19 protein-coding genes are annotated in these 19773 nt (G+C 27.1%); 11 read left to right on the top strand and 8 right to left on the bottom strand.

Features of this window, described 5'->3' with window-relative positions; translation table 11 throughout:
* Positions 1-165: 165 nt before the first annotated feature.
* The 6 genes from KEC48_RS11765 to dnaA form a co-directional block, all read right to left on the bottom strand.
* Entirely contained in the window at positions 166-2565 is a 2400-nt protein-coding gene (locus KEC48_RS11765; protein WP_211962436.1) for an ABC transporter permease, read from the bottom strand.
* A complete protein-coding gene (locus KEC48_RS11760; protein ID WP_211962435.1) occupies positions 2562-3245 on the bottom strand; it encodes an ABC transporter ATP-binding protein in 684 nt (227 codons plus the stop codon). The genes KEC48_RS11765 and KEC48_RS11760 overlap by 4 nt, the downstream gene beginning before the upstream one ends.
* Before the next feature lie 85 nt (positions 3246-3330).
* A complete protein-coding gene (locus KEC48_RS11755; RefSeq protein ID WP_211962433.1) occupies positions 3331-4227 on the bottom strand; it encodes a HAMP domain-containing sensor histidine kinase in 897 nt (298 codons plus the stop codon).
* Positions 4228-4230: 3 nt separating this feature from the next.
* Positions 4231-4902 carry a response regulator transcription factor gene (locus KEC48_RS11750; protein ID WP_087245084.1) on the bottom strand — a complete coding sequence of 224 codons (672 nt, stop codon included), beginning with the start codon at positions 4900-4902 and terminating at the stop codon, positions 4231-4233.
* Between the two features lie 51 nt (positions 4903-4953).
* Entirely contained in the window at positions 4954-6057 is a 1104-nt protein-coding gene (gene dnaN / locus KEC48_RS11745; RefSeq protein WP_087356838.1) for a DNA polymerase III subunit beta, read from the bottom strand.
* 149 nt (positions 6058-6206) lie between these two features.
* Positions 6207-7550, bottom strand: a complete 1344-nt coding sequence (dnaA, locus tag KEC48_RS11740) for a chromosomal replication initiator protein DnaA (RefSeq protein WP_087356837.1) — start codon at positions 7548-7550, stop codon at positions 6207-6209.
* Between the two features lie 509 nt (positions 7551-8059).
* Here dnaA and rpmH point away from each other — a divergent pair.
* The 5 genes from rpmH to KEC48_RS11715 all read left to right on the top strand — a co-directional run bounded on the left by rpmH (position 8060) and on the right by KEC48_RS11715 (position 10796).
* Complete coding sequence (gene rpmH / locus KEC48_RS11735) at positions 8060-8194, top strand: 50S ribosomal protein L34 (protein ID WP_003535525.1); 135 nt, start codon at positions 8060-8062, stop codon at positions 8192-8194.
* A gap of 39 nt (positions 8195-8233) precedes the next feature.
* On the top strand, positions 8234-8569 hold the full coding sequence (gene rnpA, locus KEC48_RS11730) for a ribonuclease P protein component (RefSeq protein ID WP_205090324.1): 336 nt from the start codon (positions 8234-8236) through the stop codon (positions 8567-8569).
* 2 nt (positions 8570-8571) lie between these two features.
* Positions 8572-9432: a YidC/Oxa1 family membrane protein insertase gene (locus KEC48_RS11725; protein ID WP_087356835.1), complete on the top strand. Its 861-nt coding sequence runs from the start codon at positions 8572-8574 to the stop codon at positions 9430-9432.
* 15 nt (positions 9433-9447) lie between these two features.
* Positions 9448-10050, top strand: coding sequence for a R3H domain-containing nucleic acid-binding protein (locus KEC48_RS11720; protein WP_211962431.1), 603 nt, complete (start codon positions 9448-9450; stop codon positions 10048-10050).
* A 128-nt stretch (positions 10051-10178) separates the two neighbouring features.
* Positions 10179-10796, top strand: coding sequence for a hypothetical protein (locus tag KEC48_RS11715; RefSeq protein ID WP_211962429.1), 618 nt, complete (start codon positions 10179-10181; stop codon positions 10794-10796).
* Between the two features lie 487 nt (positions 10797-11283).
* Here the strand turns inward: KEC48_RS11715 and KEC48_RS11710 are convergent, their stop codons facing one another.
* On the bottom strand, positions 11284-11646 hold the full coding sequence (locus tag KEC48_RS11710) for a nuclear transport factor 2 family protein (protein WP_349291033.1): 363 nt from the start codon (positions 11644-11646) through the stop codon (positions 11284-11286).
* Between the two features lie 307 nt (positions 11647-11953).
* Between KEC48_RS11710 and KEC48_RS11705 the strand changes: the two genes are divergently transcribed.
* Positions 11954-13696, top strand: coding sequence for an ABC transporter ATP-binding protein (locus KEC48_RS11705; protein WP_087356833.1), 1743 nt, complete (start codon positions 11954-11956; stop codon positions 13694-13696).
* On the top strand, positions 13689-13925 hold the full coding sequence (locus KEC48_RS11700) for a hypothetical protein (RefSeq protein ID WP_087304820.1): 237 nt from the start codon (positions 13689-13691) through the stop codon (positions 13923-13925). Before KEC48_RS11705 ends, KEC48_RS11700 begins: the two co-directional genes overlap by 8 nt.
* Positions 13926-14463: 538 nt before the next feature.
* Here the strand turns inward: KEC48_RS11700 and KEC48_RS11695 are convergent.
* Positions 14464-16134, bottom strand: coding sequence for an AAA family ATPase (locus KEC48_RS11695; protein ID WP_211962427.1), 1671 nt, complete (start codon positions 16132-16134; stop codon positions 14464-14466).
* A gap of 307 nt (positions 16135-16441) precedes the next feature.
* Between KEC48_RS11695 and KEC48_RS11690 the strand changes: the two genes are divergently transcribed.
* Genes KEC48_RS11690 through KEC48_RS11675 form a run of 4 tightly spaced genes read left to right on the top strand, consistent with a single transcriptional unit; the run spans position 16442 to position 19719 of the window.
* The gene (locus KEC48_RS11690; protein ID WP_211962425.1) at positions 16442-17038 is read left to right on the top strand and encodes a hypothetical protein; all 597 of its coding nucleotides are present in this window, start codon (positions 16442-16444) and stop codon (positions 17036-17038) included.
* A gap of 1 nt (position 17039) precedes the next feature.
* Positions 17040-17675 carry a hypothetical protein gene (locus tag KEC48_RS11685; RefSeq protein ID WP_087304817.1) on the top strand — a complete coding sequence of 212 codons (636 nt, stop codon included), beginning with the start codon at positions 17040-17042 and terminating at the stop codon, positions 17673-17675.
* Positions 17676-17689: 14 nt separating this feature from the next.
* The gene (locus tag KEC48_RS11680; protein WP_211962423.1) at positions 17690-18946 is read left to right on the top strand and encodes an FtsX-like permease family protein; all 1257 of its coding nucleotides are present in this window, start codon (positions 17690-17692) and stop codon (positions 18944-18946) included.
* Positions 18943-19719 (top strand): ABC transporter ATP-binding protein, encoded by a 777-nt coding sequence (locus KEC48_RS11675; protein ID WP_211962421.1) that lies wholly within the window; start codon positions 18943-18945, stop codon positions 19717-19719. The genes KEC48_RS11680 and KEC48_RS11675 overlap by 4 nt, the downstream gene beginning before the upstream one ends.
* The last annotated feature ends 54 nt before the right edge of the window (positions 19720-19773 follow it).

The raw sequence follows: 19773 nt of genomic DNA, 5'->3' as shown, positions 1-19773 counted from the left end.
AAAGGAAAGGACTCATAAATATTCCTTCACCCAATAAAAAAGAAGGAAATATAAGGAAAACAATACAAATTTATCAATTTTCATAAAAAAATAAAAGAAGTGGTAGATTTAATAAAAAATTCTACCACTTTGTCAACAGTCTGAAATGATATATAGTCTTTTTGACTACATATCATCTTTTAATGTTTCTATAATATTCTGTTTTCTAAAACGATTTAATCCTAATTTAAATGTTAAGATCATCACTATCATCATCACTATAAATGATATCAAATAAGCTATCCATGATGGTCTAAAAGGTATAGTGTTAAAAGATAAATTATATAATAGAAATTCTATTATTATACAGAATGGTAAACTATATACAAATGATTTTATGCCATAAATAGAAGATTCTTTCCATAACATTTTTTTCATATCATTGACACTCATGCCTATACTCATGAACATCGCAAATTCTTTTTTCCTTTTTTCTATGCTGGCACTCATCATATTTAAGATATTTAATAATGTAAATATAAGTAAAATTGTTATAAAACCATAAACAAATATCTCTACAATTGTCATAAACTCAATTCTTTCTTGATTAGCTGATGTTTCATCGTAACTGCTTAATCCATAAGATTCTAATTCTTGATTTAATTGTTCATGTTGTTGTGTCTGAATATAAATTTCTATATTCGTAGACCCAAACTCTTTTTCAAAATAGTCTGTGGAAACAATAAAAGTTAATTCATAAGGATTCATTATATTATATTCATCAGATGTTTCTATCATCTGAATATCTTGAAAATTTTGAATATCTAACTTCTTTTCTTTTTCAGTTTTTTCATCTAGATAACTGATATATATATCTTGAATGAAGTTTCTGTCCATTTTTTTATAAACTGACGAAATTTCTGTTTCATTTTCGCCCAAGATTAAAGATTGATTATATGTTAATGCTAAATCATTTGATGGCTGAATACCATTATCCTCACATAATTGATTAAATCTTTGATCATCTATACACTGAATATAAATTCCTATAGTTTTTGGACTCTCATATGTTAAATAATCAGGATCAATATCTACATTAACAAATTCTAATCCTCTCAAATAATAATCATTATCATATTGACTGTTATTTAAAATATCAATAACATCTTGTCTATTTTTCATTTTGACATCTGAAACTGAAATATCATAATCATGAATACCACTTTCTTTTTTGACAGTATTAATAAAATTTTTACCAAAACTTGTCATAGAAACAAAGATAATCATTGATAACATTAAGGAAATAATAATAACTCTGGATTTGATTCCTTGTCTTTTATAATTTTTAATAGACAATTGCCATGAAACATTTAAAAATTTTGATAAAAAACGATTTAATTGAAGTCTTTTCTTTTTCACTTTAACTTCATCACTTTTCGTTAAAGCATCCATCACAGATATTTTTGATATTCTTCTTGCAGGTATATATAATGCGATAAAAGTAATCAAAAACGAACCTATAATAACGAGACATAAATATAATGGTGAGATTTGCGTATGAATAGATAAGTTGAGATCTTTTAAAATTTTCATTTGATTAGCAAATGAAAAAGCAATATTTAATCCTATAAAACTACATAGAATTCCAAATGGTATCGCAATAATGGATAATATGAATCCTTCAAAATAAACAGAACATTTCTTTTGTTTAGGCGTAGCACCTACGCTTGAAAGCATCCCAAGATATTGAATACGATCTGTTGTTGATAAATGGAATGCCTGATATATAATCATAACAGATACAAAACTAATAATACCAATCATAATATAAATCATATGATATACATCTGTATATCCAGCAGTTAAACCTTCTTCAAAGATATTCTGTACAGCCAAATAAGATGAATTATATGGTATATAATATTTGGAAGATGTTGTACTCTCCATGTTTTGTATTTTTTCCTTTAAATTTTGTACATGCTGAAATATATTTTTGGAAACATCTTTATCTTTAATATACATTGTATAATCTTGAGTTAAATCTATATAAGAAAATGCCTGATATATATTTCCCATGAAATCTTGAGATTGATAACTATTCATAAATCCTACAATTGTATATGTTTGTTGATTATCAAATGTTATCTGATCTCCTATTTTTTTATCAATATGATTCATTTTTAAAAATTCTGGTGTTATGACAATTTCATTCTTATTAACAGGTAATCTTCCATCAATAATATAATCATAGAGTCCTTTCTTTTGAAAATATAATGAATCACCAGACTTCATATATAACTGTGAATCTTGATAATCAAGTTGTGTTGTACAAGAAAAATAATATTCATCGACTTGAGAATCATCTTTTATTAAATCAATAATTTCTTGTCTATTATCAACAATGCGATAATGATAATCTCCTATTGTTTTTTCTATATAACTTTTATAATAGGCTTTACCTGATGAAAAAGCTATTCCTACACTACTCATCATAATTACTGATACCATAATGCATAACATCGTTAATAAACTTCTTTTCTTATTGGCTTTCAAATATCTTAAAGTCAATGTATTCGTGATTTTCATTTTCTGATAACCTCATCTTTTTTTATCTTTCCATCTTCTATCACTATGATTCTATCTGCCTGCATCGCTATATTTTCATCATGAGTAATCACAATCAATGTCTGCTTATATCTTTTTTGTGTCAGTTTTAATAAATCAATAATTTCTTTACTGTTTTTTGAATCAAGATTTCCTGTTGGTTCATCCGCAAGAACCAGTGATGGTGCATTCATCAATGCTCTTCCTATTGATACACGTTGTTGCTGTCCTCCTGAAAGTTCTCTTGGTAAATGTTTTTCTCTTGATTTCAAATCTAATATACGTAGTAATTCATCCAGTCTTTCCTGATTCACTTTCTTATTATCCAGCAATACTGGCAATGTCATATTTTCTTCAACGGTTAATATAGGAATTAAATTATAGAATTGATAAATCAACCCTACTTCCCTTCTTCTAAATATGGCTAATTCATTTTCATTCTTTTTATAGACATTCTGTCCATTGACAATCACTTCACCACTTGTTGGTTTATCAACACCCCCGATCAAATGTAGCAATGTACTCTTTCCTGATCCAGATGAACCTACAATAGCTATAAATTCGCCTTTTTCAACAGTAAATGAAACATGATCTAAGGCTACAACCTTATTTTCATCATTTCCATATATTTTTGTTAAATTTTTAACTTCTAGTATTGCCATATATTCTCCCTCCTCAATTGTATTGTATCAAATAAAAATGACAAACCCGTGACAATAAAGTGACAGATTTGTCATAATCAAATATCTATACATTTTCTTTATATAAATGAATAGTAAACTTCGTACCCGGATATGTATTTTCTACTTGAATTGTTCCATTTTGTTTTTCAACAATCATTAAACTTAATGCCAATCCAATTCCAACACTATCATTTTTTGAATTTTTACCTTTATAAAATCTTTCAAATAGATGCTTTAAATCTTCCTGATCAATACCACAACCATTATCCTGAATAATAATTTCATCATATAAAGGATTTTGATTCATTTCTATATGAATGATTCCATTTTGTTCAACATGTTCTATACAATTCTTTAAAATATTGGATAAAGCTTCTAAAGTCCATAAAATATCACATTTGAATATATCTGATTCTTGAATATTGATTTGTAATTGAATATCTTTCATATCTATTTGTATTTCAAATGGATTTAATAACTGCAAAACAAAATCTTTCTGTGTAATACTTTCCTGATGAAAAGTGACTGTCTGGGCATCTAATTGCGCCATTTTTAATAAACTCATCACGAGCCATTCAATTTTATCTAATAATTTCTTTTCTTCTTTTAATAATTGTCTTTTTTCATTGCCTTCTGCTTTCTTTAATCTTTCATGAATTAAATTTAAAGCTGTTAAAGGTGTTTTCATTTGATGAGATATATCTTCCAGATATTCTTTTAGAATCAGTTTTTCATTTTCTAATAAATGATTTTGTTCATAAATCTTATTGACTAATTTACATATATCACTCTCTAAGATAGAAAGATTTCCCTCTTTGTATTTTTGAATATAAAAATCATTATGATGAAATAAAATATCATTGATTTGTTTAGAAATAAAAATAATTTTTTTATTTTGTTTATAGATATAAAAACATAAACCACCAATAATACAACATAGTAAGAATATAATGATATACATGATCTAATCTCCTAGTTGATAACCCAATCCTCTTTTGGTTTGTATGATTTGAGGATGTTGAGGTTGATCTTCTATCTTATTTCTTAATCTTTTAATATAAACAGTCAAAGTATTATCATTCATATCTTCACCCGTCATCTGATAAAGTTCTTCTAATAAAAATTCTCTTGTTAGTAAATGATGAGCATGTTGTACAAATATCAATAATAATTTATATTCTAAAGCTGATAAAAAGATTTCCTGATGATTTTTAAAGACTTTAGCTTGAGAAATATAAACTTGAAGATTCTGATATTGGAATATCTGATCTTGTTTTTTATATCTTCTTAAAATATTTTGAATACGTGATAATAGTATTCGAGGTTGAAATGGTTTTGATATATAATCATCTGCTCCTAAATCAAGTCCTGTAATAATACTAAATTCATCACTTTGGGCCGTTAAGAAAATAATAGGAATATCATAATAAGCTTTAATTTCATTATATAAAGAAAAGCCATTACCTTCTTTTAATGAAATATCTAATAAGATTAAATCTATAGATTGTTGTTGGAGTATTTGCATTGCCTTTTTTTGTCCATCAACAGCTATTAAATGATAACCATTTTCTCTTAAATAAGAATTTAAATGCTTAACGATTTGTAAATCATCTTCAACCAGTAAAATCTTTTCCATAATATCACCAACCAAATTATAACAAAAAAAGCTAATCAATCATAGATTAGCTTAATAAGTTCTGACTGGCAATACTAATTGAATGATATCTTCTCTTTCAAAATCTTTAATAATGAAAGGTCGCATCTCACCTGTAAAAAGGACTCTCACTTTTTGACCATTAATACTTTTAATAGCGTCAGTTAAATACTTAGCACTAAAAGATATTTTTAATGGTTCTCCTTTATAGAAAGCTCTCGAAAGATTTTCTTCAACTGAACCAATTTCTTGAGAAAAAGAAGATAAAATAACATGATCTTGATCCATTGTTAATTTAACAATGTTTGTTTGTTCATTTGTAAGTAATGATGCACGATCAATAGAATTTAATAAACTTGTACTATCAATACTCATAGAATAATCAAAACTATCTGGAATTAAACGTCCTGTATCAGGGAAAGTACCATCAATTAATCTTGTTTGGATTAAAACATGATCAAAGACAAATAAAACTTTACGATCAGAAACATATAAATCAATCAATTCATCTTTTTCAATAATACGACTGATTTCAATTAAACTCTTTTTAGGAATAATAATATTAAATGAAATATCAGAATCAATATTTAAAATACGTTTTGCTAAACGATAACTATCTGTCGCAATACATTCTAAAACATGATTTTTTGCTTTAAAATTAACACCAGTTAAAACAGGTCTTGTTTCTTTTTCACTTGTCGCAAAAGAAGTTTGTTCTATAGCTTCTTTTAAATCAGTAGATTTCATTTGTAAATTTACACCTGTTTTATTTAAATCAATACGAGGATAATCAATATAAGATGTTCCATTTAAATCAAAACGAGAGTTAGCTCCTTCAATTCTTGTCAGTGTTCCATCTACAATAAAAATATGTACATCTTCAGAATCAATCTTCTTAATAATTTCTAAAATATAACGAGAAGATAAAACAACACTTCCAGTTTTAATAATTTCAATGTTATCATGAATACTTGTTTGAATAGTAATATCGCTATCACTACCAGTTAAAATTAATTCATCTTCTTTTAAATCAAATTTAATTCCTGTTAAAACAGGTAAAGGGCTTTTTATAGAAACTGCTCTTGAAACTTTTGTTAAAGCATTTAATAATTCTATTCTTTTAATTTTAAAATTCATAAATGTTCTCCTTTATATTTTATATTATTTAAATAATATCATAATAATAATACTGTGCACAATATGAATAAGTTAAAAAAAGTCATGTTTTATTCGTGGTTTTTTTTATTTTCCTATGTGCATAAGTTGTGGATAACTGTGCATAACTTTTACACAAGCTTCTTTTTAATATCTTGAATTGCTTGACGATAATTCATATCTTTCTCTAATTTTTGTTGAACTTTATGACAGGCTTTCATGACCGTAGAATGATCACGCCCTCCAAATTCATGTCCTATTTGAATAAATGAAATATCTTCAATCAATTCTCTTACAAGATACATGGCAATGTGTCTTGCGACAATAATACTTGATGTTCTTGATTTAGAATTAATTTGAGCAACTGTTAAATTATAGTAATCAGCAACACATTTTTTTATATTTGATACTGTTAATTCTTTCTTTTGCGCTGGTTGACTATAAGAATCACTAAAAGCTTCCAAAGCAAAATTTAAATCAATAATATCTAATTTTTTACCACATATGAGTTTATAAAATAATAATCTTTTTAAGCTTCCTTCAAGTTCTCTCACATCAGTATTAAAATGAGTAGCAATAAAATCCAAAACTTCTTCAGTAATCGGATAATCAACATTTTCTATTTCTATTTTTTTTCTTAAGATAGCTTTAGCTGTTTCAAACTCTGGGGTGTCAATACTTACCGTTAAACCAGATGAAAAACGACTGACTAAACGACTTTCCATTCCTTTTAAATCTCGAGGAGGTTTATCTGAGGTAATGACAATTTGTTTTTTATTACTTATTAAAGTATTAAATATGTTAAAAAAGATTTCACTTGATGATTCTTTGGTAGCCATGAATTGAATATCATCTATTAATAAGATATCCATTTGACGATATTTGTAGTTAAATTCATCCATAGAATGATTTGCTAATGATTGAATATATTCATTAACAAAGTTTTCACTTGTTGTAAATAAGACATGGATAGATGGATCACGTTTTTTAGCATAATTTCCAATTGCATTTAATAAATGGGTTTTTCCTAGACCAGAATTACTATGAATAAATAAAGGACTATAAGATACACCAGGTTTCATTGCAACGGCTAAAGATGCATTTTGAGCAATTCTATTACTATTTCCAATAACAAAATTATCAAATGTTAAATCAGGATTTAAATGATCATCAAATTGTAATAGATGTTCCTGATGAACATGACTTTTTTGAAAATCTTCTTCAGTCATTAAATGAAGTTGATAATGCCCATTAGTGACAGTGTTATAAATTTCTTGTAGATGTGTTAAATATGGTTCTACAACATCTAAACTCCATTTTGTATCAATGGTGATTGTGACAACACTTCCAACAATGTCTTTAATTTCTAAGGTAGTGAAAAAAGAATCAAATGTAATCTTATCTAAACCATAATCATCAAGTTTTCCTTGAAACAGGCTCAAAGTTTTTTGCCAGTTCATATCTAAATTATTCATTTTCACCATCTCCAAGACTCATTATAAAGGAAAAAGTGCATAAATAGAAGATGAAAAAAATTGTGCACAACTTATTCACATAGTTATGCACATCAAATTATATTGATATATCGGTCTTTTTTTAGTTTTACACAAATTTTCATAGCAGTGAATTGTGCATAAAAAGTTATGCCATGTGCATAATTGTGCACAATTTGTCAAAGATATTTTCATTCACAAGAAAATTCACATATTATGCACAAGAAAAATGTCGATATATATGAATATTTGCCAAGTTATGCACAATTGTGCATAACTTTTAAGAATATGTGCATAAGTTGTGAACAAACATATTTTCTTTATTCTATCATATGCAAAAGTATTAAAAAATAGAACATTTGAGAAGGTGAAAATGCTTGAATAATCAAATAATTTTCTATATTTTCATTGACTTATAAAAACAAAACCCATATAATAATGGGGCATATGTTATTGTGTATAAAAAAATTATTAATTTGGAGGTGTAACGAATGAAAAGAACATATCAACCAAATAAGAGAAAAAGATCAAAAACTCATGGTTTTAGAGCTAGAATGGCAACAGTAGGCGGAAGAAAAGTACTTGCTCGTCGCCGTAAGAGAGGAAGAAAAGTTTTATCTGCCTAAAAAAATTCCACTTTAATGTGGTTTTTTTTCTAAAAAAATATGAAAAAAGAATATCGTATAAAGAAGAATGAAGATTTCCAAACTATTATAAAAAAGAAAAAATCTGTAGCTAATAAACAATTTGTTGTTTATTATCATCAAAATGATAATCATTTAAGAGTGGGAATCTCAGTAAGTAAAAAATTAGGAAACGCTGTTGTTCGTAATAAGATTAAAAGACAAGTCAGAATGATGGTTCAACAAGTTTTTGATAGAGATCAGAAGATGGATTTTATTATTATAGTGAGATATGATTTTTTAAATCATTCTTATCAAGATAATTTAAATAGTATTGTATCTCTATATAATAAAATAAGGAGAAGGATGGAAAAATAACAATGTATTTAGATCAACGTACAAAGAAGTTTTTAAAGGTATTTGCTTTAGTAGCTGTGATTTTTGTGTTAGTGGGATGTACAAGTAATCTTGATAAAAATGGACATCTTATTGCTTCACGAGCTATTACTGAATCTACACCTTGGAGTTTAAGTGAATTAGGATTTTTTGATTTCATTTTAACTTATCCAATTGCAAGAGGTATTTTGTTTATTAGTAAGTTAGGAAATGTGGCTTATGGGGTTGTTGGTATGACAATCTTTATTAACTTATTAATTTTACCTATTATGATTAAGTCAACTGAATCAACACAAAAAATGCAGTTGCTTCAACCAGAAATGGAAAGAATTCAAAGAAAATATGCTGGTAGAAAAGATCAGGCATCACAAATGCGTCAAACTGCTGAAATCCAAGCTTTATATAAAAAGCATAATATCAGTATGTTTAGTAGTTTTTCAACATTCTTAACATTACCTATCATGTTAGCAGTATGGCAGGCTGTTCAAAGAGTTGAAATATTATATAGTTCAACATTATTTGGATTAAAATTAGGTATTACACCAATGTCAGCTATTACTAAAGGTGAATGGGCTTATATTGTGATTGTCGCTTTAGTTGGTTTAACACAGTATTTTGCGATTGAAATTAACAGTATTATGTTAAAGAGAAATCCTCGTTATAAGGTATCAAGACAACAACAATCAATGAAAACAATGAATATTGTGATGACTGTTATGATTGTCTGGTTTGCAGTATCTATGCCAACAGCAATGTCATTATATTGGATTACAACAAGTTTAATTACAATTGCAAGAACAATTTATATTCAACTTTATCACATTGAAAAGAAAAAAGATAAATAAGGACTGGGCAAATATATGAAAACATATGAAGGAAAAACTTTAGATGATGTCATTCAACATGCTTGCCAAGATTTAGGAATTACTCCTGATGAATTGACATATGAAATTATTGAAGAAAAAAAGGGTTTGTTTTCTAAAAAAGTTGTTATTGAATGTTATTGTGAAAGTATGGTTCAAGAATACTTGGAAAGTTTTGTAAGAAAGACACTTACAAATATGGGATTTCAAGTAGAAACTGTATCTTATATTCAAGATGGACGCATTTATTGCAATATTAATACGGATAATAATTCTATTTTAATTGGTAAAGGTGGAGTTATTTTAAGAGCGTTTAATCTTATCGCAAGACAAGCGGTTCAAAATGAATTTAAGAAAAGATTTGAAATTAGTTTAGATATTAATGGTTATAGAGAAACAAGATATAAAAAAGTTTCAGCTATGGCAAAAAAACTAGGTAAACAAGTTTTAAGAACAAAGATTGCTGTAAAACTTGATCCTTTACCAGCTGATGAAAGAAAAGTTGTGCATCAAACAATTGCTGATTTTAATAAACATTTAAAAACTGAAAGTCAAGGCGAAGGAAAAGACAGATTTACGACAATTTCATATGTAGATTAAACTCTATTCTATCAGGGATAGAGTTTTTTATGTGTTAAAAAGATTAAATATTTTTATAAAAAATAAAAGAATAGACAATCTATTTTTCGTATTATATAATAAATATATATAGAGAGAGGATGAGAAATATGTCTTTATTTTTTATAATTCAAGATATTATTTTATGGTTATTAATGATTGGAGTTATTGTTGGAATTGTTTATCTTATTGCCAAATTTGTTGGAAGCATACTAAGTATTCCAGAAAGAAAAAGAAAAGCGGAATACAGAAAAAGAGAAGATGAAGAATTACATAAAAACCAACAAAATCTTATTAATGAAATATATCAACAAGCATCTAGAGATAGATGGTGGGCTATTTCAAGTCAAATTGGTAAAGGTAATCATGCTTCTGTATTTATCCATAGATATGATGGTTCAACTGAAAGATTTGGATTTAGAGAACATGGATATGATTATTTAACACAAGATGGAATGATTAATCTTTATAAATCTTTAGAATTTAAAACTTTAGGAAAACTTCACTTTTCATATAGAGAAATAGGAGGATATAGTGATACTGTTACATCCTTTTCTGAGGGCTTTACACCAGGAGGAGGAACGGGATACTATGCCAATACTGTTGGAGGAGGATCTTCAAGTATTTTGGAAGGAATAACACTCAATTCTCCTGAATATGAACAACAATTATATGACGAAAAAATCAGGAAGATGGAGGAAGAAAAAAGATATAAAAAAACATTCTAATAATTTATTTATAAAAATAACAATATATTTACAGAAGATATATGAATAAAGGTGTGAATAAATCACATCTTTTTCTTTTTAGAAAGTACAAAACGAAGGAAAGAATAAAAAAAATTTGAACAAAAGATGAAAACTAAAAATTTTATGAAGTAAAAAACTCTTTTTTCATTGTATAAAAAAGAGTGATGTGAATCAATTCTTTAAAAAAACATTTCGTTATAATAGATATTTTACTATATAGGATATTATAAAAACAATAATGAAGAAAGGTATTAATAATAATTGTATTATTTCTAATGCAAATGAATCTATTTTAATATCTTAAAATAAAATAAATCACATAAATCCAGCTTAATAAACCATGAAAAATAGCCCAACCAACAGAATGCCATGTTGTATAAGTTATAACCATAGCTAAAGCACTACCAAATTTTATGTCTGATTTGACTGTCTTTTTTACAACTGTGACTTTGTTTTATTCCATGAATTATACCTCCTTTTTGATAATAGGTGTTCCTATATGTTTATCTAATCGCCATTGAGGAGCCATTCCATCATCGCCCCAATATTCATCAATAGACATGATAAGTTGATCTTTTAATTTTATAAAAGATACAACATGAAATGATAAAGAATGATCTGATGAAAATACATGAACAACAGTTATGATTAAATCATGAAGATATTCTATTCTTTCAATATGACCATCCCATTGACCAGGATAATCACAATTTGCTTGAATAAATTCATCAACAGTAAAATGTTCATTTGTACAATGCCAACGAATATAAGCATCTTTATGAAAGAAAGTTATTAATTGTATTTTATTTTGTTTTATACAGCATTCCAATATTGATTAATATCCATTTAAATTCTCCTTTGGTTCATTATTACTTTTTATTCTAAGCTTTGACCTATGATAGTACCAACACATAATCCAAAAACAATCCTAAAGCAATACAATTAGACATATTATTTTTTTTCATTTACAATCTCATCGTTATGTATATTATATTATCATTATATCATTGTCATAAGGTATCAACAAACATAATATGACTTTAAGCAATTTATTTTCAAGAATTTTAAAACATATGAATAGCTATTTTTATGAACTATGTTATAATAATAGTCATTGTAAAGGGGGAATTTAATTTATGAAGATAATGAGAAAGTTTATACAATATTATAAACCATATAAAACAGTTTTCATTTTTGATATGATTTGTGCCATGATTATTAGTCTTATTGATTTGGCTTTTCCTCAAATATTAAATTATCTTAACGATACATTATATATTGCTGATCATCAGACAATTATTCAAAGTTTATTTTGGTTAGCTGTTTTCTTATTAATTATGTATGCGATAAGAGCATTATGTAAATATTATGTATCTGCTCAAGGACATATAATGGGTGCTCAAATGGAAAGAGATATGAGAAAAGATTTATTTGATAAATTTGAACAGTTATCTTTTTCTTATTATGATCGTAATAATACTGGAGAAATGATGAGTAAGCTGGTGAGTGATTTATTTGATATTTGTGAATTTGCTCATCACGGACCTGAAAATGTCTTTATTTCTTTATTAAAGATTATTGGTTCATTTGTGTTGTTAATGTATATTCATGTACCTTTAACAATCTTATTAATTATTGTTACTTTATGTATGTTGTTATTTTCTTTAAAACAAAATAAAGCAATGCAACAGACATTTATGGATAATCGTCGTAAAATTGCAGGGGTTAATGCATCTTTACAAGATACTTTAGCAGGAATTAGAGTTGTGAAATCATTTGCAAATGAAGATATTGAAAGACATAAATTTGCAAGAAGTAATGAAAGATTTTTACAGAGTAAGAAAAACAATTATCATTGTATGGGAAGATTTCAAGGTGGAAATAATTTCTTTCAAGGCTTACTTTATGTGACAATCTTAGTAGGTGGAGGATTCTTTATTGCTCAAGGGTCATTAGAACCTATTGCTCTAGCAACTTATGCTTTATACATTAATATTTTTATTACACCTATTGAGGTTTTAGTAGAATTTACAGAAATGCTTCAAAAAGGATATTCGGGATTTAAAAGATTTAATGAAGTTATGGAAACTCAAGTTGAAATAGAAGATGCACCAGATAGTCATGATTTGGTTAATGTAAAAGGTGTTATTGATTATAAAGATGTCAGCTTTGGATATGATGATGAAAAAGTATTAGATCATTTAAATATTCATATAGATTCTGGTAAATCAATTGCTTTAGTAGGTCCATCTGGTGGTGGTAAAACAACAATATGTTCATTGTTACTTCGTTTTTATGATGTGACAGGTGGAAGTATTGAAATTGATGGACAGGATATTAGAAAATTAACTTTAAAATCATTACGTCAATCTATTGGTATTGTTCAACAGGATGTTTATTTATTTACTGGGTCTATCAAAGAGAATATTTCTTATGGAAAACCAGATGCTAGTGATGAAGAAATTATAGAAGCAGCTAAAAAAGCCAATATTCATGATTTTATTATGAGTTTACCTGATGGTTATGATACATATGTTGGTGAAAGAGGTACACGTTTAAGTGGAGGACAAAAACAACGTATTTCTATTGCGAGAATATTCTTAAAAGATCCAAAGATTTTAATTCTTGATGAAGCAACAAGTGCATTGGATAATGAAAGTGAACGTCATATTCAAAAAAGTCTAGAAGCCTTATCAAAGAATCGTACTTGTATTACAATTGCTCATAGACTTTCTACAATTAGAAATGCTGATGAAATTATTGTGATTGGTAATAATGGTATTGTAGAGAGAGGAACACATCAGTTCTTATTAAATAAAAATAATGTTTATGCGAAATATTATCGTTTACAATTTGAAGGATTGGAAGAAAATGCTTAAAGAAGGACAAACTGTCTATTTTATTGTACAAGGTATCGTCATGAGTGGGACAGTCATTAATGTAAAAGGAAATGAGAAATCTTATACTTTTGAAATTGAAGGATTTGGTAACTGTAGTGGACCTCATCAAATTTCATCTCAACAAATTCATTATTCTATTTTCTTAGATGAAAAAGAAGCTCAAAAATATAAAGATTATCCCACTATGTATTTACAAAACTATTGTTAATATTATTAAGGTTTTGACTTATTTTAAAGTCAGAACCTTTTTACATATGATAAAATATTTTGTGACACAAGTTTTTCATATTTTTATGTTATGTTTATAAATAATAAAGAAAGGAGGATATATTTGAAAGATATATCATCGTTCAAATTTATAAGGTTATGAAAGAATTTTTTAAAAATAAAAGAAATGTTGTAAATGTATTATATATATTCATAGTGATGTGTGTGTTTTTAGCTTTAATGGGTATGTTATTTTCTCAAGATTCAAATTATTTTTTCCCTATTTATGCTAATGAGTATGTTGCATGGTTTTGTTATATAGGAAGTGATTTATTTCTGGTATTGTCTATAGTATTATGGCTGACATCATGGAAATGTCCTCATTGCGGGAAAAAACTATATAAACATTTCATTTCAAAATCATTAAATGAATGTCCTTATTGTCATAGAAAAAAGTATTTTTAAAAGATAAAATAAAAGCAATGATTCTATAAAGATTCATTGCTTTTGTTTATAATTGTTAGTATTAAAAACAGAAATTATTCTGCTTTTGTTATAATGCATTGTTTTTTATAGAAAGATATACCATATCCTATGACATGTTCGTATCCTTCTTCTATCAGTCCTTCAATATATTTCTGTCTGATAATCTGTTCAATTGCTTTGGCACTGTCTTTTCTTAGTTCCTTGATACCAGTTGAATGTTTACATTCTATAATCAGTGCTGTATCAAGTATACTGTAAGGAAGCACTGCTATATCAAATCTTCCTTCTCCACTTTCCCTGTTGGATTGAACTTTATAACCATTAGCCTTTAAAAAGCCTACCATGAAACCATGATAGAAGTTTTCATAGTTATCATAATAGCTGATGCTCTGTTGGAGAACATCCTGCAATAAGCGATTAGCTTTCATGACATCTTCTTGTATCAAAGCTTCTATGAATGACAAATCTCTTTTTCTTTGATAGCTGTCAAACCATTTCATAAAGATATCTTCATAGATATATTTGACTTCTTTATTAGGAATCACAAGTTCATAGGTATAAGGATGATCATTATCAACCTTACTCTTGATTTTCAGATAACCAGTAAACAACAGAAAACTATACACATTGTCATTCATTGTCTGAATACTATGAAAGTCCATTTCTCGATACGTCAGTTCAGGAACAATCTTTTTGATGATGCTTTGATCATTGATTAGTTTTTCAAATTCTTCCTTCATTGTCATCGTTGCATATTCGATATATGTTTTAACAAGATTATTGCTGCTGGTATTCGCCCAGAAAGATACAGCCTGAAAATGGTCATCATTCAGTAATTTCTTGACATAGTTCAAGGCACTCCATGAATTATAGATTTCCGTCTTTCCAAACAGATAGCCATCATACCATTCCTTCATCTCTTGACGATTATCCATAAGATTATAGTATTTCAAAAGTTCATCAATTTCTTCTTGGGTAAATCCAAAGCAATCAGAAGTTTCTACATCCATGATGGTTCTCACTGTAAAGTTGTTAAGACCTGTAAAGATGCTTTCTTTAGATATTCTAAGACAGCCAGTCAATACTCCTCTTTCCAGTGCATCATTAGTTTTTAAAGCAGATGAAAAGACACTTCTTATAAAATCAACCATTTCATCATAGTAGTCATGTTGATAGGCACTCTGTAAAGGCACATCATATTCATCTATGAGAATGATGACTTTTTGATGATAATGTTTTTCTAAAAAAATACTCAAGTTATACAAAGCATCTCTTAAATCACTCTCAGAAGATTTTTTATAATGATAGTTATCAATGATTAATTTTTCAGCTTCACTTAAATATGGACTGTCCTTTAATTCAAAATAATCTTCAACAACTTTTGAAATCATAGCTTTAAATTTATCTATTTGCAAATTCATATTTTCTCTAGATAAATCTTTCAAAGATAGAAAAATGACAGGATATTGATTTTGATGAAGCATGAGATGTTGATGTTTTGATACATTCAAACCCTCAAAAAGATAAGCATTCTCTTTTTCCTTGTTAGAAAAGAAATAATAAAGCATACTCATGTTTAACGTTTTTCCAAAACGTCTAGGTCTTGTATACAGCATCACCTTGTCACTTAAGACATCATCTATAAGCATTGTCTTATCAACATAATAATAATTCTTATCCATGAATTCTTTAAAATTTTCTGTTCCTGTTGTGATACGCTTCATTATAATCTTTCCTTTCTTTATGATTACATTATACCATAGCAATTTATAAAAGTCATTGAGATAGATAGGGTTCAATAATGAGATTTTTAAACAACAAAAGTAGAATAAGTCTATAAAGTGTTGTTGGTGGTACTTCTATTGATAAATATGTCAAAAAGAATATGATAAAAATATAGATATATGCTGTAAGCAATAAAATGAATAAAAATCAAGTTTTTTTTCAAAAAAGACTTGACTGTAAAGTGACTCTATAGTGTTCAATGAAGGCAGAAAAGGAAAGAAAATCAAATGTGAGGAGGAAAATGATATGTTAAAGAGTCATTTAGGTTTTCAAAAAACAACGAATAAAGTGAGCATTGGAAGAAGATTAACAAAGTCATTATTAAAAAGAAAGATTTTTATTCAAGTCATTCTTTCATGTTTATTAGGTGTTGCGATGTATTATGGTGTTAATACAAGCTTATCTGTTTTGGTTGGAACAATGATTTTATTTATAGTCATTCAAGTTATTGCTTATGGATTAGGATTAGGTGAAATGAATACTTTATCTATACAGCCACATAGTCAGTTATTTGTAGAGTTTGATGATTCTGGAATTCATTATGTTGATAATAAAACTTTTAAAGAAAGAATAAAATATGCAAGAGATGTGCTTAAAGGAAAAGAACAACTTCATCATGTTCATTATGATCAGATTGATCATGTTCAAGTCCAAAAAGTTACAAAATTTATGAAAATTCCCGGATCAAATCTTGCAACAGAAATAAACACATATGATTATTATTTTCAATTAAAAGATGGGAAAACATATAATCTGATTAATGCTATGATTCTTCAAGATGATGGCCAGAAAATTGATACTATTTTAAATCAATATATACAAAATAAACAGGAGAATAAATAAAATGAAAAGAAAAATATTGATGATTTTAATGAGTTTTGTATTAGTAGGATGTGGAAAAGCAGATGTTCCTAGTTTTGATGATGCGAATACTACAGATGTGAATGGTTATCATACTTATTATAATATGGATAAGTTATGTGCCCAATTAGAAAGAGTAGATAAAAAATATGATATGACTGATCCTCAAGATATGATGAATCAAGTGGATTATGTTTTTGTTGGAACAATGGATCAATATGACAAATCTCAAATTTATGATAATGGAAAAATTAAACAAAGTATGAAAATTACAATTAAGAAGATGATTAAAGGTCAATTAGATCAACAAGTGACTATATGGCGAGATGGTGGAAGTGTATCGGCTTCAACTTATGCTAACTATCCAAAAGAAACTTTGTTAGATAAAGGCAGTTTAGAACAGCTACCAGATCAAATTAGAAGTACAGCATATGTTGAGGTTGTACCAGAAGCTTATTTTAGAGCACAACAACAAAAAGATTATTTGTTCTTTGTCAAAGAAAAAGAAAATTTAGAAGTTTATAATGATGCTTATGGTATGTTAGAAATGATTGATGAAGAACATGCTAAAAATGTTTATACTGATGCAAAATGTAATATTTCTCAGTTAAAATCATAAAGGGGATGTAAACAATGAAATTTGCGATAAAAAATTTATTGAGGCAAAAGAAAATATCTTTATTATTTGGTATAACTATTATGATTATGGCTGTAATCTGTTATATTTTCTTAGCATTACTATATGATCCTTATTTTGCATTAGATGTCAGTTATTATAGTAAGATGATGATGGGTTCAGCTACAACACTATTTGTTGTGATGTTTACTGGATGTCTGATTATTTATACGAATATCTATGTTTTAGAAAATAAGAATAAAGAAATTTCTTTAATGAAAATATGTGGGATGACAAATAAAAGATTTATTTTCTATCTTTTTTATCAAAATACATGTCTTTATTTCATCGGAAGTCTTGTAGGTATTCTACTTGGTATTTTGATAACACCTTCTATGATAAATTATTTATATGTTCTTATAAATATCAATGCTGATGTTTATATTTTAAAAGATACACTCTTTCAAACAATATTAATGATGTCTTGTTTATATGTGATTTCTTTGATTTTAAATATTGGCTATGTGTATCGTGGAAATATAATCAAGATGTTGAATGGAACAAAACAAAATAAATATCGAAAAGCAACATTTATAACTCTTTCAAGCCGAATTTATATCATTATTTATCTTTGTGGTTTATTATTAACTATTTTTAATGAACATCAAACAACAGCATATATTATCTTTTCAGTTATAGGAGCTATAGGAACATATGGAATCATAAGATATGTTATACCTGAATTTATTGAAAAGAAAAAAAGTACAAAATGGTTGAATCAAGTTGATCAACTGATTGTCTGTGGTGAAATCTTTTTAAAACTAAAATATACAGTTTTATTTATACAAATATTAATGATTGTAAGTATTATTATGGTCACTTTGGTTTGTTTTAATCTTGATAACAGTATTGAGATGTATAGAATGATTATAGCTTATATCATTATGTTACCAATGATTATGTTTTGTATGACATATAAGAATTTAATGATGAATCATCAAAAGAAAAAATCACTACAATTTATTCATAAAATGGGAATGACAAAAATACATCAACTGACTTTATTAAAAAAAGAATGGTTACTTTTCTATATGATGGTGAGTTTATTACCAGGTTTATATATTATTGTTATTTTTATAAAATTCTATATCTTGAGTCATATGTCATTCACTATTATTGCAGTGATTATGGATTATTTTATATGTAATGTATTGATATCAATGCTGATTTGTTATTATTCAACAAAACAATATTTAAAGGAGGATTTGTTATGAATGATGTTATTATAGTGGCTCAAAGTCTAACAAAAATATATGACCAGATGACAGATTATCCAGTGAAATCATTGGATCATGTTTCCTTAGAAGTGAAAGACGGAGAATTTATTGCTATTATGGGGCCATCGGGTTCAGGAAAAACAACTTTAATTCAATGTCTGTCAACGATGGATCAACCTACAGATGGTCAGGTTTATTTATATGGTCAACCCTTATCTCATTTCACTGATTATGAAATTTGTCAGTTTAGAAATCAAAAAATTGGTTTTATATTTCAAGATTATCAACTTTTAGATTATTTAACAATTGAAGAAAACATTGCTTTTCCCTTATCAATGAATAATGTCCCTACCAACAAGATTAAAGAAAGAGTACAAAAAATTTCTTATAAAATAGGAGTTGAAGATATATTAAAAAAATATCCGGGAGAATGTTCAGGAGGACAAAAACAAAGAGTTGCCATAGCAAGAGCATTTATAGGGCAACCAGAGATGATTATTGCTGATGAACCTACAGGAAATCTCGATAGTCAAAATACCTTTGAATTAATGAATATTTTAAAAGCATTTCATGAAAAAGAACGTAAAACGATTGTATTAGTCACTCATGATGTTATGGTTGCATCTTATGCATCAAGATTATTATATATACAAGATGGAAAAATAACAGAACAGTTGCATAGAGATGATTTTCAAAATCAAAATGAATACTTTAAACATATTGTGAAATTGAATTCTCAAGAAAGATATATGTTATTTCAAAATGGATGAAGGAAACTTTTTGTTTCCTTTTTTCTATATCTGCATAGATATTTTGAAAAGATA

Source organism: Clostridium sp. C1, from assembly GCF_018223625.1.
Taxonomy (GTDB): Bacteria; Bacillota_I; Bacilli_A; order Erysipelotrichales; family Coprobacillaceae; genus Allocoprobacillus.
This window is presented reverse-complemented; position numbering and strand designations above follow the sequence as displayed.

Excerpts from the sequence above, each read along its gene's own strand:
- KEC48_RS11765 (WP_211962436.1), bottom strand. The coding sequence starts at position 2,565 with ATGAAAATCACGAATACATTGACTTTAAGATATTTGAAAGCCAATAAG.
- KEC48_RS11760 (WP_211962435.1), bottom strand. The coding sequence starts at position 3,245 with ATGGCAATACTAGAAGTTAAAAATTTAACAAAAATATATGGAAATGAT.
- KEC48_RS11755 (WP_211962433.1), bottom strand. The coding sequence starts at position 4,227 with ATGTATATCATTATATTCTTACTATGTTGTATTATTGGTGGTTTATGT.
- KEC48_RS11750 (WP_087245084.1), bottom strand. The coding sequence starts at position 4,902 with ATGGAAAAGATTTTACTGGTTGAAGATGATTTACAAATCGTTAAGCAT.
- dnaN (WP_087356838.1), bottom strand. The coding sequence starts at position 6,057 with ATGAATTTTAAAATTAAAAGAATAGAATTATTAAATGCTTTAACAAAA.
- dnaA (WP_087356837.1), bottom strand. The coding sequence starts at position 7,550 with ATGAATAATTTAGATATGAACTGGCAAAAAACTTTGAGCCTGTTTCAA.
- rpmH (WP_003535525.1), top strand. The coding sequence starts at position 8,060 with ATGAAAAGAACATATCAACCAAATAAGAGAAAAAGATCAAAAACTCAT.
- rnpA (WP_205090324.1), top strand. The coding sequence starts at position 8,234 with ATGAAAAAAGAATATCGTATAAAGAAGAATGAAGATTTCCAAACTATT.
- KEC48_RS11725 (WP_087356835.1), top strand. The coding sequence starts at position 8,572 with ATGTATTTAGATCAACGTACAAAGAAGTTTTTAAAGGTATTTGCTTTA.
- KEC48_RS11720 (WP_211962431.1), top strand. The coding sequence starts at position 9,448 with ATGAAAACATATGAAGGAAAAACTTTAGATGATGTCATTCAACATGCT.
- KEC48_RS11715 (WP_211962429.1), top strand. The coding sequence starts at position 10,179 with ATGTCTTTATTTTTTATAATTCAAGATATTATTTTATGGTTATTAATG.
- KEC48_RS11705 (WP_087356833.1), top strand. The coding sequence starts at position 11,954 with ATGAAGATAATGAGAAAGTTTATACAATATTATAAACCATATAAAACA.
- KEC48_RS11700 (WP_087304820.1), top strand. The coding sequence starts at position 13,689 with ATGCTTAAAGAAGGACAAACTGTCTATTTTATTGTACAAGGTATCGTC.
- KEC48_RS11695 (WP_211962427.1), bottom strand. The coding sequence starts at position 16,134 with ATGAAGCGTATCACAACAGGAACAGAAAATTTTAAAGAATTCATGGAT.
- KEC48_RS11690 (WP_211962425.1), top strand. The coding sequence starts at position 16,442 with ATGTTAAAGAGTCATTTAGGTTTTCAAAAAACAACGAATAAAGTGAGC.
- KEC48_RS11685 (WP_087304817.1), top strand. The coding sequence starts at position 17,040 with ATGAAAAGAAAAATATTGATGATTTTAATGAGTTTTGTATTAGTAGGA.
- KEC48_RS11680 (WP_211962423.1), top strand. The coding sequence starts at position 17,690 with ATGAAATTTGCGATAAAAAATTTATTGAGGCAAAAGAAAATATCTTTA.
- KEC48_RS11675 (WP_211962421.1), top strand. The coding sequence starts at position 18,943 with ATGAATGATGTTATTATAGTGGCTCAAAGTCTAACAAAAATATATGAC.